The sequence below is a fragment of the Verminephrobacter aporrectodeae subsp. tuberculatae At4 genome (assembly GCF_000193225.1).
Classification (GTDB): domain Bacteria; phylum Pseudomonadota; class Gammaproteobacteria; order Burkholderiales; family Burkholderiaceae_C; genus Acidovorax; species Acidovorax aporrectodeae.
The window spans coordinates 1-21,768 of record NZ_AFAL01000496.1; the positions used below are offsets into that span (position 1 = coordinate 1).

Annotated in this window: 23 protein-coding genes; 20 read left to right on the forward strand and 3 right to left on the reverse strand. The window is 66.5% G+C overall.

All coding sequences use genetic code 11. The features are described from left to right. From VTU_RS27710 to asd, 11 genes are all read left to right on the forward strand, one after another. Positions 1-348 (forward strand): substrate-binding domain-containing protein (locus VTU_RS27710; protein ID WP_010106129.1); only part of this gene is annotated, 348 nt, incomplete at its 5' end. A 194-nt stretch (positions 349-542) separates the two neighbouring features. Beyond that, entirely contained in the window at positions 543-1,163 is a 621-nt protein-coding gene (locus VTU_RS0116365) for a TRAP transporter small permease subunit (protein WP_010106130.1), read from the forward strand. Positions 1,164-1,181: 18 nt separating this feature from the next. Further along, a complete protein-coding gene (locus VTU_RS0116370; RefSeq protein WP_010106132.1) occupies positions 1,182-2,939 on the forward strand; it encodes a TRAP transporter large permease in 1,758 nt (585 codons plus the stop codon). Between the two features lie 337 nt (positions 2,940-3,276). Then, on the forward strand, positions 3,277-4,461 hold the full coding sequence (locus VTU_RS0116375) for an ABC transporter substrate-binding protein (RefSeq protein ID WP_010106134.1): 1,185 nt from the start codon (positions 3,277-3,279) through the stop codon (positions 4,459-4,461). 57 nt (positions 4,462-4,518) lie between these two features. Next, entirely contained in the window at positions 4,519-5,388 is an 870-nt protein-coding gene (locus tag VTU_RS0116380; protein WP_010106135.1) for a branched-chain amino acid ABC transporter permease, read from the forward strand. A 1-nt stretch (position 5,389) separates the two neighbouring features. After that, positions 5,390-6,340, forward strand: a complete 951-nt coding sequence (locus VTU_RS0116385; RefSeq protein WP_029554488.1) for a branched-chain amino acid ABC transporter permease — start codon at positions 5,390-5,392, stop codon at positions 6,338-6,340. Continuing rightward, positions 6,337-7,164 (forward strand): ABC transporter ATP-binding protein, encoded by an 828-nt coding sequence (locus VTU_RS0116390; protein WP_010106137.1) that lies wholly within the window; start codon positions 6,337-6,339, stop codon positions 7,162-7,164. The genes VTU_RS0116385 and VTU_RS0116390 overlap by 4 nt, the downstream gene beginning before the upstream one ends. Continuing rightward, a complete protein-coding gene (locus VTU_RS0116395; protein WP_010106138.1) occupies positions 7,157-7,921 on the forward strand; it encodes an ABC transporter ATP-binding protein in 765 nt (254 codons plus the stop codon). Before VTU_RS0116390 ends, VTU_RS0116395 begins: the two co-directional genes overlap by 8 nt. Positions 7,922-8,692: 771 nt before the next feature. Beyond that, entirely contained in the window at positions 8,693-8,974 is a 282-nt protein-coding gene (locus tag VTU_RS0116400) for a CopG family antitoxin (protein WP_010106139.1), read from the forward strand. A 61-nt stretch (positions 8,975-9,035) separates the two neighbouring features. Then, positions 9,036-9,191, forward strand: a complete 156-nt coding sequence (locus tag VTU_RS33685) for a hypothetical protein (protein WP_169315415.1) — start codon at positions 9,036-9,038, stop codon at positions 9,189-9,191. 34 nt (positions 9,192-9,225) lie between these two features. Beyond that, complete coding sequence (asd, locus tag VTU_RS0116405; RefSeq protein WP_010106142.1) at positions 9,226-10,077, forward strand: archaetidylserine decarboxylase; 852 nt, start codon at positions 9,226-9,228, stop codon at positions 10,075-10,077. 11 nt (positions 10,078-10,088) lie between these two features. On the opposite strand, the gene hutG is transcribed toward asd, so the two are convergent. Next, the gene (gene hutG, locus VTU_RS0116410) at positions 10,089-10,913 is read right to left on the reverse strand and encodes an N-formylglutamate deformylase (protein WP_010106143.1); all 825 of its coding nucleotides are present in this window, start codon (positions 10,911-10,913) and stop codon (positions 10,089-10,091) included. 212 nt (positions 10,914-11,125) lie between these two features. Between hutG and VTU_RS31800 the strand changes: the two genes are divergently transcribed. The 3 genes from VTU_RS31800 (at position 11,126) to VTU_RS31810 (ending at position 12,663) form a co-directional block, all read left to right on the forward strand. Continuing rightward, entirely contained in the window at positions 11,126-11,377 is a 252-nt protein-coding gene (locus VTU_RS31800) for a hypothetical protein (RefSeq protein ID WP_010106144.1), read from the forward strand. Next, the gene (locus VTU_RS31805) at positions 11,374-11,781 is read left to right on the forward strand and encodes a type II toxin-antitoxin system VapC family toxin (protein ID WP_010106145.1); all 408 of its coding nucleotides are present in this window, start codon (positions 11,374-11,376) and stop codon (positions 11,779-11,781) included. Before VTU_RS31800 ends, VTU_RS31805 begins: the two co-directional genes overlap by 4 nt. A 102-nt stretch (positions 11,782-11,883) precedes the next feature. Continuing rightward, positions 11,884-12,663 (forward strand): toll/interleukin-1 receptor domain-containing protein, encoded by a 780-nt coding sequence (locus VTU_RS31810; protein ID WP_010106146.1) that lies wholly within the window; start codon positions 11,884-11,886, stop codon positions 12,661-12,663. 196 nt (positions 12,664-12,859) lie between these two features. Here VTU_RS31810 and VTU_RS0116425 read toward each other — a convergent pair whose 3' ends face one another. Together VTU_RS0116425 and rpe are read right to left on the reverse strand one after the other, a co-directional pair. Further along, positions 12,860-14,695: an ABC transporter ATP-binding protein gene (locus tag VTU_RS0116425; RefSeq protein ID WP_010106148.1), complete on the reverse strand. Its 1,836-nt coding sequence runs from the start codon at positions 14,693-14,695 to the stop codon at positions 12,860-12,862. A gap of 179 nt (positions 14,696-14,874) precedes the next feature. Then, complete coding sequence (gene rpe, locus VTU_RS0116430; protein WP_010106150.1) at positions 14,875-15,555, reverse strand: ribulose-phosphate 3-epimerase; 681 nt, start codon at positions 15,553-15,555, stop codon at positions 14,875-14,877. A gap of 158 nt (positions 15,556-15,713) precedes the next feature. On the opposite strand from rpe, the gene apaG reads away from it, so the two are divergent. The 6 genes from apaG to VTU_RS0116460 all read left to right on the forward strand — a co-directional run. Beyond that, positions 15,714-16,130, forward strand: a complete 417-nt coding sequence (gene apaG, locus VTU_RS0116435; RefSeq protein ID WP_029554491.1) for a Co2+/Mg2+ efflux facilitator ApaG/CorD — start codon at positions 15,714-15,716, stop codon at positions 16,128-16,130. Further along, positions 16,127-18,127, forward strand: coding sequence for a transporter-like protein TlpB (gene tlpB / locus VTU_RS0116440; protein ID WP_010106155.1), 2,001 nt, complete (start codon positions 16,127-16,129; stop codon positions 18,125-18,127). Before apaG ends, tlpB begins: the two co-directional genes overlap by 4 nt. 135 nt (positions 18,128-18,262) lie before the next feature. Further along, positions 18,263-19,513, forward strand: coding sequence for a cation:proton antiporter (locus VTU_RS0116445; RefSeq protein ID WP_010106157.1), 1,251 nt, complete (start codon positions 18,263-18,265; stop codon positions 19,511-19,513). Then, entirely contained in the window at positions 19,503-20,627 is a 1,125-nt protein-coding gene (locus VTU_RS0116450) for a YbdK family carboxylate-amine ligase (RefSeq protein WP_010106159.1), read from the forward strand. Before VTU_RS0116445 ends, VTU_RS0116450 begins: the two co-directional genes overlap by 11 nt. A gap of 162 nt (positions 20,628-20,789) precedes the next feature. Further along, positions 20,790-21,215, forward strand: a complete 426-nt coding sequence (locus VTU_RS27720) for a hypothetical protein (RefSeq protein ID WP_010106161.1) — start codon at positions 20,790-20,792, stop codon at positions 21,213-21,215. A 118-nt stretch (positions 21,216-21,333) separates the two neighbouring features. Beyond that, positions 21,334-21,768, forward strand: a 435-nt coding sequence (locus VTU_RS0116460; protein WP_010106162.1) for a glutathione S-transferase N-terminal domain-containing protein, incomplete at its 3' end; no start/stop codon positions are given.

Consider the following 21,768-nt stretch of genomic DNA (forward strand, 5'->3'; position numbering starts at 1 on the left):
TACGCGCAGAGCGAGCCCTCGCACACGGCGATCGCGCAGGCCGTGGCCGCCGGTGCGGCCGACGTGGGCCTGGGAATCGAGGTCGCGGCCCGGGCCCACGGGCTGGACTTCGTGGCCCTGGTGCACGAGCGCTACCACCTGGCCTGCCTGAAATCCAGCCTCGAGCAAGACGCCACGCGGGCCCTGCGCAGCCTCCTGCAAACGCCCCGGTGGCAGGCGCAAATGGCGGCGCTGCCGGGCTACCAGCCCTGGCACTGCGGCGCGGTGCTGGCCATGAAGCAGGTCCTGCCCTGGTGGCGCTTCGCGCACGAGAAACGCCGCGCGGAGCCTGGGGAAGAATCCGCATAGCCGCCCCCTGCACCCCAAAGGCCAGGGATTCCGGCAGTCCTTTTTTCATCGCTGAAGAATCCGTGTTTTTCCGGGGATACCCCCGTCATGATCCAGTCATGCTTGGCCTGCGGCGGCTCGTAGAATCGGGCGCGCTTTCCTGGTGTGCGCCCGGGCCGGGGTAATGCACACCGCTTTTATCCCTTGGAGACAGCATGCAGGCTTTGCTCAAATTCTCGCGCGGGGTCGACTGGCTCAGCACCCAAATCGGCAAATACGTGATCTGGCTGATCCTGGCCTCGACCGTGATCAGCGGCATGAACGCCGTCGTGCGCAAGGCGTTGAACACGAGCTCGAACGCGTTTCTGGAGGTGCAGTGGTACCTGTTCTCCGCGTCGTTCCTGATCGCCGCGGGCTACACGCTGCTCCAGGGCGAGCACGTGCGCGTGGACGTTCTCTCCAGCCGCCTGCCCAAGCGCCAGCAAATCTGGATCGACATCTTCGGCTTCAGCTGCTTTCTCGCCCCCATGTGCCTGGCCATTCTCTGGTACGGCGTACCCTACTTCCTGCGCGCCTACCACTCGGGCGAAATGTCGAACAACGCCGGCGGCCTGATCCGCTGGCCCGTGTACCTGATGATGCCCCTGGGCTTCGGGCTGTTGCTGCTGCAGGGCAGCTCCGAGCTGATCAAACGCGTCGCCTTCCTGCGCGGCCTGATCGGGGACCCGACGGCGAAGAAGGCGGAAAAGAGCGCCGAGGAGGAACTCGCCGAATCCATCCGCCGCTTGGCCGAAGCCGCCCAGGGCAACGGCGGCCAGGCCGGCAAGAGCGTTTGAGCGGGGAACCCCAGAACCATGGAATTCCTCCTGCACAACCTGGCCCCGATCATGTTCGCGGGGCTGATCGTCTTTCTGCTCATGGGCTTTCCCGTGGCCTTCAGCCTGGGCGCCTGCGGCCTGTTCTTTGCCTTCATCGGCGTGGAGTTCGGCGTTCTGCCCGAGGCCCTGCTGCAGGCCGTGCCGCTGCGCATCTTCGGCATCATGCAGAACGACACCCTGTTGGCGATTCCGTTCTTCACGCTCATGGGGCTGATCCTGGAGCGCAGCGGAATGGCCGAGGACCTGCTCGAGACCATCGGCCAGCTGTTCGGCCCGATCCGCGGCGGCCTGGCGCTGGCCGTGATCTTCGTCGGCGCGCTGCTCGCCGCGACCACGGGCGTGGTCGCAGCGTCGGTGATCTCCATGGGCCTGATCTCGCTGCCCATCATGCTGCGCTACGGCTACGACCGGCGCCTGGCGTCCGGCGTGATCGCCGCGTCGGGAACGCTCGCGCAGATCATTCCGCCCTCGCTGGTGCTGATCATCCTGGCCGACCAGCTCGGCCGCTCGGTGGGCGACATGTACAAGGGCGCTTTCCTGCCGGGCCTGATGCTCACGGGCTTCTACGCCACCTACGTGATCCTGCTGGCGATCGCCAAACCGCACTGGGTCCCCGCCCTGCCCGCCGAGGCCCGCACCCTGCGCGAAGACAGCGGCCAGAGCGGCCTGCCCTCGCTGCTGGTGCTGACGGCCATCTGCACGGCCGCGTCGATCACCATGGGCCGGAACATGCCCGCGCTGCGCAGTTGGTGGTCGGGGGTGCCGATCGAGCACGTGGCGCTGGACGAGACCATCGTCGTTTCGCTGTGCTTTGGCGTGGCGCTGGCCTTCGTCGCCGCCAGCGTGAACCGGATCGCCCGCCTGGGCCTGCTCTCGCGCATGGCCGAGCGCGTGACCTTCGTCCTCATCCCCCCGCTGCTGCTGATCTTCCTGGTGCTCGGAACCATCTTCCTGGGCGTGGCCACGCCCACCGAAGGCGGCGCCATGGGCGCGCTGGGCGCGTTCATCATGGCCATGGCGCGCGGCCGCCTGAGCCTGAGCCTGCTCAGGCAGGCGGTGAACACGACGACCAAGCTGTCGTGCTTCGTGGTGTTCATCCTGGTCGGCGCGACGATCTTCAGCCTGACCTTCCAGGGGGTTGACGGCCCGGTGTGGGTGGAGCATCTGCTCAGCGGCCTGCCCGGCGGTCCGCTGGGCTTTCTGATCGTGGTGAACATCATGATCTTCTTCCTGGCGTTCTTCCTGGACTTCTTCGAGCTGTCGTTCATCGTCGTTCCTCTGCTCGCGCCCGTGGCCCACAAGCTGGGAATCGACCTGATCTGGTTCGGCGTGCTGCTGGGAATCAACATGCAGACCTCGTTCATGCACCCGCCGTTCGGCTTTGCGCTGTTCTACCTGCGCAGCGTGGCACCCGCCGGGGAATACCTGGACAAGGTGAGCAAAAAAATGATCCCGCCCGTGACGACGATGCAGATCTATTGGGGCGCCGTTCCCTTCGTGGCGATACAGATCCTCATGGTCGGCCTGGTGATTGCCTTCCCCGGAATCGTCTCCAACGGCCTGGACAAGGACGAGGCCTACGACCTGGACAAAATCCGCCTGGAGATGGAAGCCGCCATGCCCGACCCCGCAGGAGCCGCCACCGACGACCCCGGCGCGGACATGGACGGCGCCGCCCCCGCGAGCGACCCGTTGAAGGACTTGCTCGACTCGCTGGCCAAGGAAAAGAAGTGAGTGCGCGTGCAATGGGCCGGGCCAGCGCCAGCGTGGCCCGGTCGCACTGCATCGCGTAGCAGCGCACGGGGGCGCGTGCGCCGCGGCCATGGTGTGCGAGCCATGCCCGCACCACCCGGCACAACCCGCAGGCCACCGCATCGCCGTGTCGCCGCAACGCCAGGGGCTGCCGGGCGCGCAGCGCATTTGCGAACAAATCTGAGCGCGCGCAGCGCACGCCGTGCCATAGCATTTGGCGATAGCTCAAAGTTCAAAATCCCGCTTGTGCATGGCCGCAGCCCGATCCACACTCTGACCCGCTTTCTTGCAGACAACGCTATTGCCACAGGAGACGCCGATGCCACACCGCCCCTTTCTCCGCGCCTGGGCCGCTGCCGCCTTCGCCTTGTTCCCGGGGCTTGCCGCGCTGCCCGCAGCGGCCCGGGAGGATGCGTTCAAGATCGGCCTGATCCTGCCCATGACCGGCCAGCAGGCCAGCACCGGCCGCCAGATCGAGGCCGCAGCCCGGCTCTGGATGGCGCAAAACGGCGACACCGTGGCCGGCAGAAAGGTCCGGCTCATCGTCCGGGACGACACCAGCCTGCCCGACGTGACGCGCCGTCTGGCGCAGGAGCTGGTGGTGAACGAGAAGGTGGACGTGCTCGCGGGAATGGGCATCACGCCTTCGGCGATGGCCACGGCGCCTCTGGCGACGCAGTCGAAAACGCCGCTGGTGGTCATGGCCGCGGCCACCTCGGGGATCACCGAAGCCTCGCCCTACGTGGTGCGCAGCAGTTTCACCCTGCCCCAGGTGTCGGTGGCGCTGGCCGACTGGGCGCCCCGAAACGGCATCAGAAAAGTGGTCACGCTGGTGAGCGACTACGCCCCCGGAATCGACGCCGAGAAGTTCTTCAGCCAGCGCCTGCTGTCCCACGGCGGCCAGGTCACCGAGGCCCTGCGCGTGCCGCTGCGTGGTCCGGACTTCGCCCCTTTCCTGCAAAAGGTGCGCGACGCCCGGCCCGACGCGCTGTTCGTCTTCGTTCCCTCCGGCGCCGGCGCAGCGGTGATGAAGCAGTTCCTCGAACGCGGCCTGGACAAGGCGGGAATCCGCCTCATCGCCACGGGCGATGTGACCGACGACGATCAGCTCAACGGCATGGGCGACGGCGCGCTGGGCGTGATCTCGTCGCACCACTACTCGGCCGCGCACCCCTCGCCGCTGAACAAGAAATTCGTCTTGGCCTTCGAGAAGGCGAACCCGGGTCTGCGCCCGAACTTCATGGCCGTGGGCGGCTACGACGGCATGCGCATGATCTATGAGGCCCTCAAGAGCACCCGGGGCGCGGGCGGCGGCGACGCGCTGCTGGCCGCGCTGAAGGGCCAGGTGTTCGAAAGCCCGCGCGGCCCCGTGCACATCGACGCGCAGACGCGCGACATCGTGCAAAACGTCTACCTGCGCCGCGTCGAGCGCGTCAACGGCCAACTCTACAACGTGGAATTCGACACCATCGAGGGCGTCAAGGACCCCGGCAAGAGCCGCTGACCCAGGCCGCCGCAGGCGCCCTGCCGCATGCACCGAACCGGCACCGACCCCGACTCCATGCTGACCCTTCTTTTCGACGGCCTGGCCTACGGCATGCTGCTGTTCATTCTGGCGCTGGGCCTGGCCGTGACCATGGGCCTGATGAACTTCGTCAACCTGGCGCACGGCGCCTTTGCCATGGCTGGCGGCTACGCCGCGGTGCTGCTCATGCAGCGGCTCGACGTGCCCTTTCTCTTCTGTCTGCCGATCGCCTTTGCGGGGACGGCGCTGCTGGGCGCGGCGCTCGAGTGCACGCTGTACCGCCCGCTCTACCGCAGAAGCCATCTGGACCAGGTGCTGCTGTCCATCGGCCTGGTGTTCATGGCCGTGGCCGGCGTGGACTATTGCGTGGGCCCGACGCAGCAGATCATGCAACTGCCCGAATGGCTCAAGGGCCGCACGGAATGGGGCAGCGGCGCGCTCACGCTGGGCATGGGGCATTACCGTTTGTTCGTCATCGCCGTGTGCGCGGTGCTCACTGCGGGCCTGCAGTACGTGCTGGTGAAGACCCGTTTCGGCAGCCGCCTGCGCGCCGCGGTGGACGACCAGCGCGTCGCCGCGGGACTGGGAATCGACGTGAACCGCGTGTTCCTCGTGACCTTTGCCTGCGGCTCGGGTCTGGCCGGCCTCGGCGGCGCGCTCGGGGCCGAGATGCTGGGTCTGGACCCGGGATTCCCGCTCAAGTTCATGGTCCATTTCCTGATCGTCGTCGCGGTCGGCGGCACCACGTCCATCACCGGGCCGCTGCTGGCCGCGCTGCTGCTGGGAATTGCCGACGTGGCGGGAAAGTACTACATCCCCAAGCTGGGCGCGTTCATCGTCTACAGCCTCATGATCCTGATCCTGCTGTGGCGCCCGCAGGGGCTTTTTGTGCGCAAGGGCGGCTGACGTGAAGCCCCCCCGAACCTTGCTATTGCAGGCCCGCCGCCTGCGCTGGTGGGAGCCGGTGTTCTGGCTGCTGGCGTTTGCCACGCCCCTGGTGTTTCCCGGCCAGGCGCTGATCGCCTGCGAAATCGCCATCGCCGCGCTGTTCGCCCTGTCGCTGGATCTGATTCTGGGCTACGCCGGAATCGTCTCGCTCGGCCACGCGGCCTTCCTTGGCCTGGGCGGATACGCTGCGGCGCTGTTTGCCAAGCACGTCCATCCCGACCCACTCATGGGGCTGGCGCTGGGCATGAGCGCTGCGGCGCTGCTGGGCGCCGTGGCCTCGCTCACCATCCTGCGCGGCAGCGACCTCACGCGCCTGATGGTCACGCTGGGCATGAGCCTGGTGCTGCTGGAATTGGCGAACAAGCTCGACTGGCTGACCGGCGGCGCCGACGGCCTGCAAGGCGTGGTGCCGGGCCCGGTGCTCGGCCGGTTCGCGTTCGACTTGCAGGGGCGCACGGCGGCCTGGTACGCGCTCAGCGTGCTGCTCGCGTGCTTTGCGCTCGCGCGGCGCGTCGTGCAGTCGCCGTTTGGCGCCACGCTCGTGGCGATCCGCGAGAACCGGCTGCGCGCCCTGGCCATCGGCATTGCGGTGAACACCCGGCTGGCGCAGGTCTACACCCTGGCCGCAGCGCTGGCCGGCGCCGCCGGCGCGCTGCTCACGCAGACCACGGGATTTGCGTCGCTGGACCTGTTCGATTTCCACCGCTCGGCGGACGCGCTGCTGACCCTGGTGATCGGCGCCACGGGCTGGCTCTACGGCGGCATCGTCGGGGCCGTGGGCCTGAAGCTGCTGCAAAACCTGATCGCCGCGTACACGCCGCAGTACTGGATGTTCTGGATCGGTCTGCTGCTCGTGCTGCTGGTCCAGCGCGAGCGCCTGTTTGCCTGGTTCAGGGGGCGCCGGGCATGAGCGCGGGCGGCGTGCCAGCGCCCGCCGCGCCGGCGGAGAACGGCCAGACCGTGCTGCTGGCGCAGGGTCTGGTGAAGCGCTTTGGCGGAATCAGCGCCACCAACGGCGTCACGCTCGACCTGAGGAAGGGCGCGCGCCATGCGCTCATCGGCCCCAACGGCGCGGGCAAGACCACGCTCATCAACCTGCTCACGGGGGTGCTTGCACCCACCGGGGGGAGCATCGCGCTCGACGGCCAGGACATCACGCGGCTGGCGCCGCACCAGCGCGTGCGCCGCGGCCTGGTGCGCACCTTTCAGATCAACCAGCTGTTCGACCGCCTCACGCCGCTGGAGACCCTGGCGCTCACCGTCTCGCAGCAGCAGGGCCTGGGCGGCGCATGGTGGCAGCCCCTGGGCGCGCGCCGCGCGGTCATGGAGCGCTGCGCGCAACTGCTCGAGCAGTTCCACCTGGACTCCGTCATGGCCGAGCCCACACGCGCGCTCGCCTACGGCAAGCGCCGCCTGCTCGAAATCGCCATCGCACTGGCCTGCGCGCCGCGCGTGCTGCTGCTCGACGAGCCCGTGGCCGGCGTGCCCGCGGGCGAGCGCGAGGAGCTTTTGCAGACCGTTTCGGCGCTGCCCGCCGACGTGTCGGTGCTTCTGATCGAACACGACATGGACCTGGTGTTCCGCTTTGCCCGGCGCATGACGGTGCTGGTCAACGGCGCGGTGCTCACCGAGGGCACGCCCGACGCCATCGCCCGCGACCCGCAGGTCAGGGCGGTCTACCTGGGCGACCACGGGGAAGGCAGCAGCGCGCAGGCAGGGGATCGCCATGGCTGAGGAGCTTTTGCGCATCGACGGGCTGAGCGCGGGCTACGGCGCGGCGGTGGTGCTGCAGGGCGTCTCGCTGGCGCTGCCCGAGGGGGACACGCTGGCGCTGCTCGGGCGCAACGGCACCGGCAAGAGCACGCTCATCGACACCCTGGCCGGCGCCACGCGCCAGCATGCGGGGTCGATCACGCTGGGCGGCGTGGCGCTGCACCGGCTGCCCGCGCACGCGCGCGCCGCCGCGGGCATCGGCTGGGTGCCGCAGGAGCGCAGCATCTTCCAGTCGCTGAGCGTGCACGAGAACCTCACGGCCGTGGCGCGGCCCGGTCGTCCGGGGTCGGGCGCCCGGCCCTGGACGCCCGGGCGCGTGTACGAGATGTTCCCGCGCCTGGCCGAGCGCAAGACCCACCTCGGAGGGCAGCTCTCGGGCGGCGAGCAGCAGATGCTGGCCGTGGGCCGCGCGCTGGTGCTCAACCCGCGCCTGCTGCTGCTCGACGAACCGCTCGAGGGTCTGGCGCCCATCGTCGTGCAGGAACTGCTGCACGCCATCCGGCGCATCACGCGCGAGGAGGGCCTGTCGGCGATCATCGTCGAACAGCACCCGCAGGCGATCCTGGCGATTTCCGAGCACGCCGCCGTGCTCGACCGGGGCCGCATCGTGCACACCGGCGCGGCCGCGCAACTGCGCGCGCAGCCCGCGCTGCTCGACCGCCTGCTGGGCCTGGCCAGACAGGACCCTGTCGATCCGCAGATTCCGTACATCAAATAGCCAGTCATGCCGTAACTCGCATGCCCATATTTTTGGCTTTTCTGCCGTGCCCATGGCGCTTGCATCGGGCGGGGCTCTGCCCCGGCTGGGTCGCGCAAGAGGGCGCTGGCCCGGGATCCGCCGCGCATGCCATCGGGATCGGCAGCCCCCGCCCGATCGACGCGCATCCCGGCCGCGCGGTGAACGCCCATCGGCTCCCTGCGGGCAACTTCCTGCGCAAGGGAATTTCGCAGCGGAGACGCACGTCGCGGGCCAGCCGGGTAATTCGTCGATTCCGAAGAAATTCGCCGCTGTCACCACCGTGCCAAGCAGCAATTTGCTATACACTCCCACGCATCACAGATGTAACTCATTTGCCTCTGTAATACCCACCGATTGATCAGCGATTGATCAGTTTTTCGCATTTTTTTATTGTTCTCGCGTGGGGTAGCTGGTGTCGCGTAAACCCGGAATATCGGTCTTGGCCTGCGCGTCTGGCATACGACGCGGGGGCGTTGCCCCGCACATGCTTGCACGAAATGAAATCGCTGCATGCGCACCCAGGGCAAGGCGCACACCGCAACACGGGTCGGAGCCCGCGTGAGGATCGGTAATACCCCCCTGGGTGCGAAGGCACGGTATGTGCAAGTATTTGCGAAGCAGCGTACCCAAGTACCGGCGTAGCTCACGGGGTGCCCATGTTCCGGTCCCCATGCTGCGCCAAGGATGGATGTCGAGCGCCGCCGTGTCCCATCAGTGCCCACCCCATGCACCCAAAGGAGATTGAGCACCATGAAAGCCAAATCGGAATCTGAATCCAGAAAACCCTCCTCCGTGCCAGCGCTCGGCAGCGATGCGCACACTGAGCGTTTCGTTGCAGCGGCCAAGCTGTTCGGCCCCGACCTGACGGAGGGCTTCCGGCCGACGTACTTCGAATTCGAGGCCAAGTCGGCGACGCTGAACATGCGGCTGCCCAAGGAACTGCTGGGTGCCTTGAAGGCCAAGGCGCAAGCGCAGGGCATCCCGTACACGCGCTACGTGCGCCAGGTTCTGGAATACGTCGTGACGCGCTGACGGGTGTCCGCTCTAGGAAACCCGGTACAAGGCCTGCAAGGTACTGCGGATGAGTTGCGCCATGGCCTGCTGCGTGAGCGTGGCCGACCCCCGGGCCCTGCACGGCGAGCGCAAGGCCTACGCCGACGTGCCGCCGTTTGCTACCAGTTGGAACAGCAGCTGCGATGAGCCCCCCGGGCCGGCTGCTGCGGCAGGTAGCGGCGCACGCGCCCGGTAGAATTCGCCGCCCGACAGACTCCGGAAAAGCCCCCTTGTCCGACCGCCTCGCCGTACTGCCCCAGTACCTTCTTCCCAAGTGCGCGCTCAGCACCCTGGCCGGAAAATTCGCGTCGGCCCGGCTCGGTGGACTGACGCGCGCGGCGATCCGCGGCTTCGTCGCGCACTACGGCGTGGACATGGCCGAGGCGGCGCAGCCCGACGTGGCGGGCTACGCGTCGTTCAACGACTTCTTCACGCGCGCCCTGCGGCCCGGCGCGCGCCCGCTGGCCCCGGCGGACCTGATCTGCCCCGTGGACGGCGCGATCAGCCGCTTCGGCCCGATCGAACAAGACCAGATCCTGCAAGCCAAGGGCCACGCCTACTCCGTCACCGCGCTCGTGGGCGGCGACGCGGCGCTCGCAGCGCATTTTGCAAACGGGCACTACGCCACGCTGTACCTGAGCCCGCGCGACTACCACCGCGTGCACATGCCCTGCGCGGGAGAACTGGTGCACATGCTGCACGTGCCGGGCACGCTGTTCTCGGTCAACCCCGCGACGACGCGCACCGTCCCGGGGCTGTTTGCGCGCAACGAGCGGGTGGTGTGCTGCTTTGAATCCGCCCACGGGCCGTGGCTGCTGGTGCTCGTCGGCGCGGCCATCGTCGGCAGCATGGCCACCGTATGGCACGGCCAGGTGAACCCGCCGCGCACCGGCCGGCTCCGGCAATGGGACTACGCCCGGGGCCAGGTGAGCCTGCGCCAGGGCGAGGAAATGGGGCGCTTCCTGCTCGGCTCGACGGTGCTGCTGCTGCTCCCCCCGGGCCCCCTGCGCTTTGACCCGCACTGGGCGCCGGCGCGGCCGATCCGGCTCGGCGAAGCCATGGCGCAGCGCTCTGCGCACTGACCCCCTTCCATTCAAGGGACCGCGCGCGCCGCCGCAGAGGCAAACGCCAGCATGGCCTCGAACATGCGCCGCAGCAGCGGCTGCACGCCCGCAGCGACGGCGGGCAGGTAGTCGAAAGGCAGGGCCTCCTGCATGTAGCTGCACTGCGTCATCTCCAGTTGGACCGCGTGCACGCGCTGCGCCGGCTGGCCGTAGTGGCGCGTGATGTACCCGCCCTTGAAGCGGCCATTGAGCACCGCCGTATGGCCCGGGGCAGAGCGGGCGATCGCCAGCAGTTCCTGCTCCAGCGCGGGGTCGCAGCTCTTGCCGTCGGCCGTTCCCAGGTTCAGGTCGGGCAGCCGGCCGGCAAAAAAGCGCGGCAGCACCGAGCGGATCGAATGCGCGTCCCAGAGCATCGCCACGCCATGCCGGGCGCGGATGCGCTCGAGCTCGGCGCGCAGCTGCGCGTGGTACGGAACCCAGATGGCGTCGCGGCGCGCGGCGATTTCGGCAGCGTCGGGCGTATCGCCGTGGGCATAGAGGGGCTGCTCGTCGAAACTGTCCACCGGGCACAGACCGGTCACGCTCTGCCCCGGGTACAGACTGCTGTCGTCGGGCGGGCGGTTCAGGTCAATCACATAGCGCGAATGCGTGGCCGCAAGCGTGGACACCCCCATGTCGCGCGCAAAAGCGTACAGACGCTCCATATGCCAGTCGGTATCAGGCACCTGCCGCGCCTGCGGACCCAAGCGGGCGGCCAGTGCGGGCGGTACATGGATGCCGGTGTGCGGCATGGAGAGCAGCAGCGGCTGCGTGCCTTGGTGGAAGATAAACGGTGCCGGGGTGATATCGGTCATGGCGGGTTGGTGGATTGGCGGGGCAGGACACTATAAGCCTTGGTGGTGACTCCCCACCACGGCGCGATGGGGGGGCTGCTGGCTGCGCCAGAGGGCTTGGGATGCGTTGCGCAGGGGTTGCGGGCTACAGGGGCCGCTCTCGAAGGACCGTGAGTCTCTTGCTTTCCAGCGATTTTGATTTACGATGGACACCCATCCGATGGAGGTGCCACATGACAGAAATAACACTTACGACCAAAGGCCAGTTCACCTTCAACCAGCAATTACTGGATCATCTGGGCGTCAAAGCCGGCGAAAAGATCCTTGTAAAAAAACTTCCTGACGGTAGTTTAAAAATAGAAGCTGAAAAGAATCAGATCGACATTCTTTCCCTGTCCAGGTCCATGCAAAGCGACATTCAAGCGACGGATGCCGAATTGCAAGATTCGATCCGGCAGTCCTATATCCAACGTGGAAGATCATGAACAGCATCATCGTTGATACGAATGTGCTCGTTCGTTTTCTTGTAGGCGATGACAAGCAGCAAAACAAAATCGCGGAAAGACTTTTCGAGACCGTCGAAGAGATAATCATTCCAACGCATGTTTTTTGCGAACTCGTATGGGTTTTGCTGTCTGTTTACAAATCCAGACCAGAGGAAGTGCACGCAAAGATTTGCGGAATCATAAAAAGCCGGAAAGTTGTAGTCAGAAATGATGAAATAGAAGCCGGTTTGCAGATGATGGAAAAAGGCGGTGACTTTGCGGACGGGGTGAATGCGTATAGCGGTGAGATCATGGCGCATGGCCCATCCGTATTTATCTCGTTTGACCGCCAAGCCGTGCGCCTGCTCGCCAAGCAAGGCATCTCCGCATTGGTGCCAGAATGACTTGGCACCCTCAACATCCGCACTACATCTGCTGTGCCAAGTAGTGGGAAGATCCGCGCCATTCTATCTGTTACAGTCAGGCAATCAAAACAGGAGTCCGTTGTGTCAACAAACAATGTCCCCAAGGTATTCATTTCCTATTCGCATGATTCTCAAGACCATAAAAAGTGGGTTCTTGACTTGGCAACCCGTCTTTGCCAGAACGGTATTGATGCGATTCTTGACCAATGGAAACTTGGTCCCGGAGCAGACTTGCTGCGATTCATGGAGAGAAACTTGGCTGCAGCCGATCGGGTTCTGATGATATGCACTGAAAATTATGTTAAAAAGGCCAATGATGATACCGGTGGGGTGGGCTATGAAAAGATGATCGTCACCGGACAGTTGTTCAAGAACACTGACTCCAACAAGCTCATCCCGTTAATCCGACAAATCGGCACTCCCACCGTACCATCGTTCTTGCAATCCAAAATACGCCTGGATTTTTCAGACAGTCAATTTGAATTCTCGTTCGATGAGCTAATCCGTTCAATTCATGGTGCCCCGCTGTACGAGAAGCCAGCAATCTCAAACAATCCATTCTCCCCTGTATCAAATACACCGGCAGAAAAAACAGGCGACGGGCTTCTGAAGCTCATGAAGATCATCGTTGAGCAATTTGAATTGCGACCCTCGCGATCCGATTCCGACATAATCATGGTCTCAAACTTACGCGAAAGAACGAACATGTCTCGAACCTTGTTCGAGACCCTCTTGGACCAAGCAAAAGCGCAGGATCTTATAAAAGAATATCCTGATTCTTACGATTCGAGAGGGAGATCAGTTTATCTCACTGAAAAAGGAAGGGCATATGCAATCCAACATCAACTGGTCCAATTCTGAGTAGTCCCTTCCATCCAGCAGGTTTATTGGTGAAACCTTGTGCATCGTGCAAGATGCTTTGGCGATATTTACGTCAGCCCCTTTCTCTTCCGCCTTGATATTTTCCCCGTCCTACCCTTCCCCGGTATTCAACAACCACCACCCTCCTTGAATTAACCGGACTCCTATTGCTTGTGACCATCCCCTGCCCCCTCCCTCACCCCTCCTCCCCCTCCCCCAAAAACCCCCCGCTCTGATGCCCCCATAGCCGCGCATACACCCCGCCCTGCACCAGCAATTGAGCGTGCGTCCCCTCTTCAACAATGCGACCCGCGTCAAGGACGATCAGGCGGTCCATTGCGGCGATGGTTGACAGGCGGTGGGCAATGGCGATTACGGTTTTGCCTTGCATCAGGCTGTCCAGGCTTTGCTGGATGGCTGCTTCGACCTCGGAGTCAAGCGCGCTGGTGGCCTCGTCGAGCAGCAGGATGGGGGCGTCCTTGAGCATGACCCGGGCTATCGCCACGCGCTGGCGCTGGCCCCCGGAGAGTTTCACGCCGCGCTCGCCCACGTGGGCCTCGTAGCCGCTGCGGCCTTGCAGGTCGGCCAGGCCGGCGATGAAGTCGGTGGCCTCGGCGCGGCGCGCGGCGGCGTGCAGTTCGGCTTCGCTGGCGTCGGGGCGGCCGTACAGGATGTTCTCGCGGATCGAGCGGTGCAGCAGCGAGGTGTCCTGCGTCACCATGCCGATCGCGCGGCGCAGGCTGTCCTGCGTGACCAGGGCGATGTCCTGCCCGTCGATCAGGATGCGGCCCGCGCGCAGGTCGTGAAAGCGCAGCAGCAGGTGGACCAGCGTGGATTTTCCCGCGCCCGAGCGGCCGATGAGCCCGATTTTTTCGCCCGGGCGGATGTCCAGGTTCAAGCGCTCGATGACCGGGTGGCCGGCGCCGTAGGCAAAGTCCAGGTTTTCAAAGCGCACCTCGCCGCGCGTCACCTCCAACGACCGGGCATCGGGTGCATCGACCACCGTGCGCGGGTGGGTCAGGGTGTTGATGCCGTCCTGTATGGTGCCGATGTTTTCAAACAGCATGGTCATCTCCCACATCGCCCAGTGCGCGAGGTTGGACAGGCGCAGCGTCATCGCCGTGACGGCGGCCACGGCCCCGACGCCGACTTGGCCGTGCGACCACAGCCACAGCGCGGTGCCGCAGGCGCCCAGGATCATCAGCGTCACCAGGAAGTGGTTCGTGATTTCAAACTGACTCACCAGGCGCATCTGCGCATAGCCGGTGCGTCTGAAGGCGTCCATCGCGGCGCGGGCAAATTCGGATTCGCGCCGGGTGTGCGAGAACAGCTTCACGGTGGCGATGTTGGTATAGGCGTCGGTAATGCGCCCGGTCATCGCCGCGCGCGCGTCGGCCTGCTGCTTGCCCACCCGGCCCAGGCGCGGAACGAAGTACGCGCAGGCCAGGCCATAGGCCAGCACCCAGAGCACGAACGGCACGAGCAGGCGCGCGTCGAAGCCGGCCAGCAGCGCCAGGATGGTGACCAGGTAAACACCCGTTCTCACGAGCACATCGACGCCGATGAAGACCATGTCGCGCAGCGCCAGCGCGGTCTGCATGATCCGGGAGGTGATGCGGCCGGCAAACTCGTCGGCGTAGAAGGCCATGCTCTGGCCCAGCATCAGGCGGTGAAAATTCCAGCGCAGCCGCAGCGGAAAGTTGATCGCCAGCAGCTGGTGCTTGATGCCGGTGTGCAACGCCACGAGCAGCACCGAGCCCAGCATCAGCGCGCTGATGCCGATCAACGCACCCTGGTGCTCAGCCCAGAGCTGGCCCGGGGTCGGGGTCGAGAGCCAGTCAACCACGTGGCCCAGCACCGCAAACAGCAGGGCCTCGTACACCACGACGGCCGCCGACAGGCCCGCCATCGCGGCGATGTAGCCGCGCAGGCCCCGGGTGCCATCCCATACGAAGGCCAGGAAGCCCTTGGGCGGCAGCGCGGGGTCAGCGGCAGGATACGGGGACAGGCGACGCTCGAAAAAATGGAACAAGGCCAAAACTCCTTGAGAGGCTGCGATGGCAGGGGCAATGGATGCGCGCGCGGCGGGTACGCGCAGGCACGCCCGCTGCGGACCAGCGCAGCGGGCGTGCCTTTCGTACCCACTCCGATCGCCTGGAAAGCCCGATTATTCTGCAACCAGTCACTCAAGGAGTGACAGGGAAAATTACCTCATTCGCCGAGCCGCGCGCGCATGGCGTCGATCACCGCCCGGTAGTCGGGCTGGCCAAAGATCGCACTGCCTGCGACAAAGGTGTCGGCGCCCGCGTCCGCGACGCGGCGGATGTTGCCGGTCTTGATTCCGCCATCGACCTCCAGGCGGATGTCCTTGCCGGATGCGTCGATGCGCTTGCGCGCCGCTTCGATCTTGCGCAACGCCGAGTCGATGAACTCCTGCCCGCCAAAACCGGGGTTCACGCTCAGGATGAGGACCAGGTCGATGTCGTCGATCACCCAGTCGAGCACGTCCAGCGACTCGGTCGGGTTGAATGCCAGGCCCGGCTTCGCGCCCCGGGCGCGGATCGCCTGGACGCTGCGGTGCACGTGCACCGAGGCGTCGGGGTGGAAGCTGATGTAGTCGGCGCCGGCGTCGGCGAAGGCCTGCGCGAGCGCGTCCACCGGCTCGACCATCAGGTGCACGTCCACGGGAGTGGCCACGCCGCTCGCCGTTCGGGCATGCGGCCTGAGCGCCTGGCACACCATGGGGCCCAGGGTGAGGTTGGGCACGTAGTGGTTGTCCATGACGTCAACATGAATCCAGTCGGCGCCGGCGGCGATGACCTGGCGCAGTTCTTCGCCCAGGCGGGCGAAGTCGGCGGAGAGGATGGAGGGGGCGATGCGAAAGCGGCTCATGCCCGATTGTCACGAAATACCGGGGCAAGTAAAGAAGCCCAAGGACCCCGCAGGCCAGGGACTCCGGGTATCGCCCCCCCTTGACCTGTGAGGGAGATGCGCCGCAGGCGACTCGGGGGTGTTTCCCAGCAGCCGCGTCCACGGTTACCATGCGCCCCATGCCAAAGTATCAGTTTGACGTGCAAGTGCTGCCCGAATACCTGCCCGAGCAGTCTGCGCCGGACTCCGGGGTGTTCGGCTTTGCCTACACCATCACCATCACCAACTCGGGCCAAGGCCCGGCGCAGCTGATTGCGCGGCACTGGATCATCCGCGACGCGCACGGCCATACCGAGGAGGTCAAGGGCCTGGGCGTGGTCGGGCAGCAGCCCCTGCTCAAGCCCGGCGAAGCCTTTCAGTACACCAGCGGCTGCCGGCTGCGCACGGCCAGCGGCACCATGCAGGGCACGTTCCATTGCGTGGCCGAAGACGGCGCGCCCTTCGACACCCCGGTGCCGCTGTTCGTGCTCGATGCCTCGGATGCGCCGGACCCCCGCGCGCCGGACGCGCTCCCGAATGGACGGGTACTGCATTGAAGCACCGGGCGACGACCGACCTGGCCACCCTGCTGGCCGCGCTGGACCCCGAGGCCGACCTGGCGCAACGCCACCTGTGGCTCATCGAACTGCTGGACTGGGTGCGCGGCGCGCGCGACAGCGTCCCCGCCACCGTGGCCCGGGTGCAGGAATTTCTGGACGCCGTCCAGGCCCGACCCGACATCCGGCTGCGCTGGCAGGCCTGGTGGGCCGCCTTGCTCGACCGGGTGGACATCACGACCTTGCTCGCCGATTTCGGATTCGCCCCGCGCACCGGGCTGCTCAGCGAAATGGCCGAGCGCCTGCGCACCCGGCTGCTGCCGGCCAGCCCCGAGACCCTCGACGCGTCGGAACTCTTCATGCTGGCCCTGCCCTGCGGGTTCGACGCGCAATGGCTCGCGGCGCTCGGAGAGGCCCCGCTGCAGCGGCTTGCCGAGTTGCTCACGCCCGCGGCAGGGGCCGCAGCAGACACTGCGCGGGCGACGCGCTGGCAGCAGGCGTTGCTCGACGCCATCACCTACTGCGCGGGGCAGATTCTGGCCACCGGCTTTGTTCCGGAGATGCGCCTGCGCATGAGCGCATCCGCGCGCGCGGCGCAGCCCTTCCACATGCTCATCCACGACGTGGAAGACCTGCGCGTGCAGCTGCTGCATGCGCAGCGCAACCCCGAGCACATCGAAGCGGCCGCGCAGCGCCTGCGCGAACGCCTGGAGGCCTGCCGCGCGGCCGCAGCCACCGTGTACGCGCATTTCGAGGAGAACGGCGTTTCCGTGGGCCTGGTGTTTCGCCTGCGGCAATTGCGCGTGCGCATCCTGCGCGTGCGCGAACTGCTCGACTGCCTGCTCTCGCCCCGGCCCGCGGCGGCGGCCGCACGCCTCATGGTGCGCCTGGTCGTGGTGGGGCAGGAGCGGCGCAGCCTGCGCGCGCTGCTCGCCGCGAACTCCTCGCTGCTCGCCGCGAAGGTGGCCGAGCGCAGCGCCGAAAGGGGCGAACACTACATCGCCCGCACCGGCGCCGAGTACCGCACCATGCTGCGCAAGGCCGCGGGGGGCGGGGCCCTGATGGCCGGCACCACGCTGATCAAGCTCTGGCTCCATGCGCTGGCGCTGTCCGCGTTCTGGGGCGGCTTCCTGTCCGGGGTGAATTTCACGCTCAGCTTCGTGCTGATCCAGCTGCTGCATTTCACGGTGGCCACGAAGCAGCCGGCGATGACGGCGCCGGCCATGGCCGTGAAGCTCAAGGAGCTGGGCGCGAGCGACGCCATCGAGTCCTTCGTCGACGAGATCGCGCACTTGGTGCGCTCGCAGGTGGCGGCCATTTTGGGGAACATGCTCGCGGTGCTGCCCGCGGTGCTCGGGCTGGCCGCGCTCATCGCCTGGGCCAGCGGCAGCCCCATCATGGACCGGCAGCAGGCCGAGCAGGCGCTCGCCTCCCTGCACCTGCTCGGTCCCTCGCTGGGGTTTGCCGCGTTCACCGGCGTGCTGCTCTTTGCCTCGAGCATCGTCGCGGGCTGGGCGGAGAACTGGTTCGTGCTCAACCGCCTGCACTCGGCCCTGCACTACAACCCGCGCATCACCCGGCGGCTCGGCACGCAGCGGGCCGCCCGCTGGGCGTGCTTTCTGCGCGAGAACATCTCGGGCTTTGCAGCCAGCATCTCGCTGGGCTTCATGCTCGGCCTGGTGCCGGTGTTCGCCAAGTTTTTCGGAATCGGCCTGGACGTGCGCCACGTCACCCTGTCCACGGGCCAAGTCGCCGCCGCCAGCGCCGTGCTCGGCCCGCAGGTGCTGCATCTGCCGGCCTTCTGGTGGGCCGTGGCGGCGCTGCCCCTGTTCGGCGCGCTGAATGTGTCGGTGAGCTTCTACCTGGCCTTTCGCCTGGCGATGCGCGCGCAGAACGTCAGCGGCGTGGACCGCGCGCGCATCTACGCGGCCATGCGCGCGCGCATGCTCCGCGCGCCCTGGGGCTTCTTCCTTCCCGCCCGCCGTGCACGCCCTTAAAAATCCGCACCGCGAGCAGGGGCAGGCGCCGTTCCTGCCTCGTACGGGAAAACCCTGTAAATTCGGGCCCAGGCGCTCTGCGCCCGCTCCTTCACCGCGTCGGCCGCTCCCCGGCCGGCGCAAACCGGGCATGACATGAATGAAATCCTGAGCTTCTGGGCGCAATGGCTGCGCCCCTCGGCCGGCCTGCCCACCGTGCAGTGGTCGCTGCTGCTCGCGGTGGCGGCCATGGTCGGCTACCTCGTGCAGCGCCACACGGGGCTGCCGAAGATGGTCGGCTACTCCCTGGTGGGCACCGTCGCGGGCCTGGCGGGTTTCAGCGGCGCCGTCTGGCCGTTGCAGGGAATCAGCCTGTTCCTGCTGGAGCTGGCCGTGGCCATCGTGCTGTTCGAATGCGGCGGGCGCATCCCGCTGCGCTGGTTCCGGCACAACCCGATGGTGCTCGTGCAGAGCATTGCCGAATCGGTGCTGACCTACTTTGCCGTGTACTGGACGCTGATCTGGCTCGACCTGCCCGTGCAGGTCGCGGGCCCGCTGGCGCTGGTGGCGCTGGCCGCGTCGCCCACGGTGCTCACCCGCGTGGTCGCAGACACCCGCGCCGCCGGCCCCGTGACCGAACGCGCCATCGTCCTGACCACGCTGTCCACGCTGTACGCGCTGACGCTGGGCAGCGCCCGCGCGGAGGTCATCGACCGCAAGGGCCTGACGCTGCTGGAGAGCATCTACCCCGTGGTGGTGGTGCTCGGCGTGTCCATCGTCGTGGCGACGGTGCTGGCCCTGGCGCTGCGCACGGCGCTGCGCCTGATGAGCCCGGCGAGCGAAAACACCTCCATGCTGTTCCTGGCGCTGGTCGCCGCGGGAACGGCCGTGGCCGCGCACATGGGCGGCTCGGCCCCGCTCGCGGCGCTGCTCGGCGGCATGCTGCTCAAGCAGCTCAACCCGCGCCCCTGGGCCTGGCCGCACCAGTTGGGCAACGCCTCGTCGCTGCTCACCATGCTGATGTTCGTGCTGGTCTCCACCGTGGCCGCGCAGGCCGCCTGGAACGCGCCGGTGGCCGGCGTGGTGCTCGCGCTGATCGCCGTGCGCCTGCTGGCCAAGGTCACCGGCGTGGCGCTGGGCAACGTGGGCAGCGGCGCGAGCTGGAAGCAGGCGCTGTGGGTGGGCTGCGCGATGACGCCGATGTCGGCGATTGCGCTGCTCATCGCGTCGCGCTTCGTGCAGGCCGCGCCCGCCACCGGCCAGGCAATCGCCAGCGTGACGCTGCCCGCGATCCTGCTCATGGAAATGCTCGGCGCGGTCATCGCCAGCTTCGCCATCTACCAAGCGGGCGAAAGCGCCAAACCCTGGGCGCCCCGCGGCCCCGACGGAGACGGTCATGGGTCTTGAAGCCTTCAGCCACTCGGAGCCGCTGACGCTGGGCGTCGAGCTCGAACTGCAACTGGTGAATACCAACGACTACGACTTGGCGCCGTACGCCGAGGACATGCTGCGCCTCATGAAGAAGACCCCGCTGCCCGGCAGCGTGGTGCCCGAGATGACGAACAGCATGATCGAAATCTCCACCGGCGTCTGCCACTCGTGCAGCGAGGTCCTGGGCCAGCTCACGCTGATCCGCAACGCGCTGGTGAAGAGCGCGGACAAGCTCAACATCGCCGTGCTCGGCGGCGGCACGCACCCCTTCCAGCAATGGCACGAGCGGCGCATCTACGACAAGCCGCGCTTTCGTGAGCTGTCCGATCTGTACGGCTACCTGTCCAAGCAATTCACCATCTTTGGCCAGCACGTGCACATCGGCTGCCCCGACGCGAACGCCGCGCTGCTCATGCTGCACCGCATGTCGCGCTACATCCCGCATTTCATCGCGCTGTCGGCGTCCAGCCCGTACGTGCAGGGGCAGGACACGGCGTTCGACTCCGCGCGGCTGAACTCGGTGTTTGCCTTCCCGCTGTCGGGCCGCGCGCCGCTCGCGCTGACCTGGGAGGACTTCAACGCGTACTTCGAGAAGATGGCGCGCACCGGTGTGGTCAAGAGCATGAAGGACTTTTACTGGGACATCCGCCCCAAGCCCGAGTTCGGCACCGTCGAGATCCGCGTGTTCGACACACCGCTGACCATCGAACGCGCCGCCGCGCTCGCCGGCTACGTGCAGTCGCTGGGCGCCTGGTTCCTGGCCAGCCAGCCCTTCATGCCCGAAGAGGACGACTACCTCGTCTACACCTACAACCGCTTTCAGGCCTGCCGCTTCGGCATGGACGCGGTGTACGTCGAGCCGGCCACGGGCAAGCACATGCCGCTGCGCGAACACATCCTCAGAACCATGGACCAGATAGCCGAGCACGCCACAGCGCGCGGCGCGTCGAACGCCCTGCACATGCTGCGCACCGAAGTCGAGGCGGGCCAGAACGACGCACGCTGGCTGCGCGAATGCCAGCGCACGCAGCAACTGCTCGCCGAAGTCAGCCGCCAGGCCGCGCGGCGCTTTCGCGGCGTGCCGCTCTGAAGCCGAGCGGGGCGCGGCAGGAATGCATGATCATGTGCGTCAAAATTTGAATGCAAATCTTTCTCGTTTGTATTTATAATTTTTCGCATCCTCCCTTTCTCGAAAAACGGCGCCGCCACTGCACCACCGATAGGCCGGACACATGTTTCAGGAGCACCCCCCATGACTTACGCAGCACCTGCGCGACCCAACAGGAATTGGCTCGTCATTGGCATCCTCGCCTTTCTGGTCCAGGGCGGGTGGACACTCTGGGTCAACCTTCCCCATGGACTGGGCCGATCCGCAATTTCGGCCGCGATGCAGGGGCTACTCAGCGGTGTCAGCGCGAGCGTGATGACGCTGATCATGGAGTGGATCTACCGCACGCTGTCGCCATCGCCGTTGCGCCCGATCGCAAGCGCCCTGGGCCCGATCCTGCTCATGGCCGGCGTTCTCTATGCCGTGCATCGTGTGATCGGTACGCCGGAGATCGCGGCAACGATGGCGCTTCCGATGATTGCCATCGTGGCCTACGCCATCGTCTACACCGCCAAGCTTTCGCGTCGCAGCCGCAGCGCGACCGTGCCCACGACAAAGAAAACGCCATAAGCCGGGCCACCGCTCCACGGCCCGCACCTGCTGCCACCCGATTGCCCGGCGGCAGGCCGCGCAGTTACCATCGCGGGCGCAAGCCCCCCAACACCCCCAACCACCGCAGGCGTGCCCCATGAAAATCTACTTCTCCCCCTTCTCGCCCTATGTGCGCAAATGCCTGGTGACGGCGCACGAGCTCGGTTTGAGCGAGCGTGTGCAGTTGCTGCCCGCGAACGCGAATCCGGTGCAGCGCGACCAGGAACTCATCGCGCAGAACCCGCTGGGACAGATCCCGACCTTTCTCACCGACGAGGGCAGCGTGCTGTACGACAGCCGCGTGATCTGCGAGTACCTCGACGCGCTCGGCGGCGGCACGCTGTTCCCGCGCAGCGGCGCGGCGCGCTGGGACACGCTGACGCTTGCGGCGCTGGGCGACGGCGTCCTCGACGCGGCGCTACTCGCGCGCTACGAGGATGCGGCCCGGCCCGAGGCGCTGCGCTGGGCCGCGTGGCGCGCCGGGCAGTTGGACAAGGCCGAGACCGCGCTGGCGCACCTCGGCGCGCACCCC

Bases quoted from the DNA above. Each gene is read 5' to 3' on its own strand.
- VTU_RS0116395 (WP_010106138.1), top strand. From the start codon at position 7,157: ATGGCTGAGGAGCTTTTGCGCATCGACGGGCTGAGCGCGGGCTACGGC.
- VTU_RS0116375 (WP_010106134.1), top strand. From the start codon at position 3,277: ATGCCACACCGCCCCTTTCTCCGCGCCTGGGCCGCTGCCGCCTTCGCC.
- VTU_RS31800 (WP_010106144.1), top strand. From the start codon at position 11,126: ATGACAGAAATAACACTTACGACCAAAGGCCAGTTCACCTTCAACCAG.
- VTU_RS0116400 (WP_010106139.1), top strand. From the start codon at position 8,693: ATGAAAGCCAAATCGGAATCTGAATCCAGAAAACCCTCCTCCGTGCCA.
- apaG (WP_029554491.1), top strand. From the start codon at position 15,714: ATGCCAAAGTATCAGTTTGACGTGCAAGTGCTGCCCGAATACCTGCCC.
- VTU_RS0116450 (WP_010106159.1), top strand. From the start codon at position 19,503: ATGGGTCTTGAAGCCTTCAGCCACTCGGAGCCGCTGACGCTGGGCGTC.
- VTU_RS31805 (WP_010106145.1), top strand. From the start codon at position 11,374: ATGAACAGCATCATCGTTGATACGAATGTGCTCGTTCGTTTTCTTGTA.
- VTU_RS0116390 (WP_010106137.1), top strand. From the start codon at position 6,337: ATGAGCGCGGGCGGCGTGCCAGCGCCCGCCGCGCCGGCGGAGAACGGC.
- rpe (WP_010106150.1), bottom strand. From the start codon at position 15,555: ATGAGCCGCTTTCGCATCGCCCCCTCCATCCTCTCCGCCGACTTCGCC.
- hutG (WP_010106143.1), bottom strand. From the start codon at position 10,913: ATGACCGATATCACCCCGGCACCGTTTATCTTCCACCAAGGCACGCAG.
- VTU_RS0116380 (WP_010106135.1), top strand. From the start codon at position 4,519: ATGCTGACCCTTCTTTTCGACGGCCTGGCCTACGGCATGCTGCTGTTC.
- VTU_RS27720 (WP_010106161.1), top strand. From the start codon at position 20,790: ATGACTTACGCAGCACCTGCGCGACCCAACAGGAATTGGCTCGTCATT.
- VTU_RS0116370 (WP_010106132.1), top strand. From the start codon at position 1,182: ATGGAATTCCTCCTGCACAACCTGGCCCCGATCATGTTCGCGGGGCTG.
- VTU_RS0116365 (WP_010106130.1), top strand. From the start codon at position 543: ATGCAGGCTTTGCTCAAATTCTCGCGCGGGGTCGACTGGCTCAGCACC.
- VTU_RS33685 (WP_169315415.1), top strand. From the start codon at position 9,036: ATGGCCTGCTGCGTGAGCGTGGCCGACCCCCGGGCCCTGCACGGCGAG.
- VTU_RS0116445 (WP_010106157.1), top strand. From the start codon at position 18,263: ATGAATGAAATCCTGAGCTTCTGGGCGCAATGGCTGCGCCCCTCGGCC.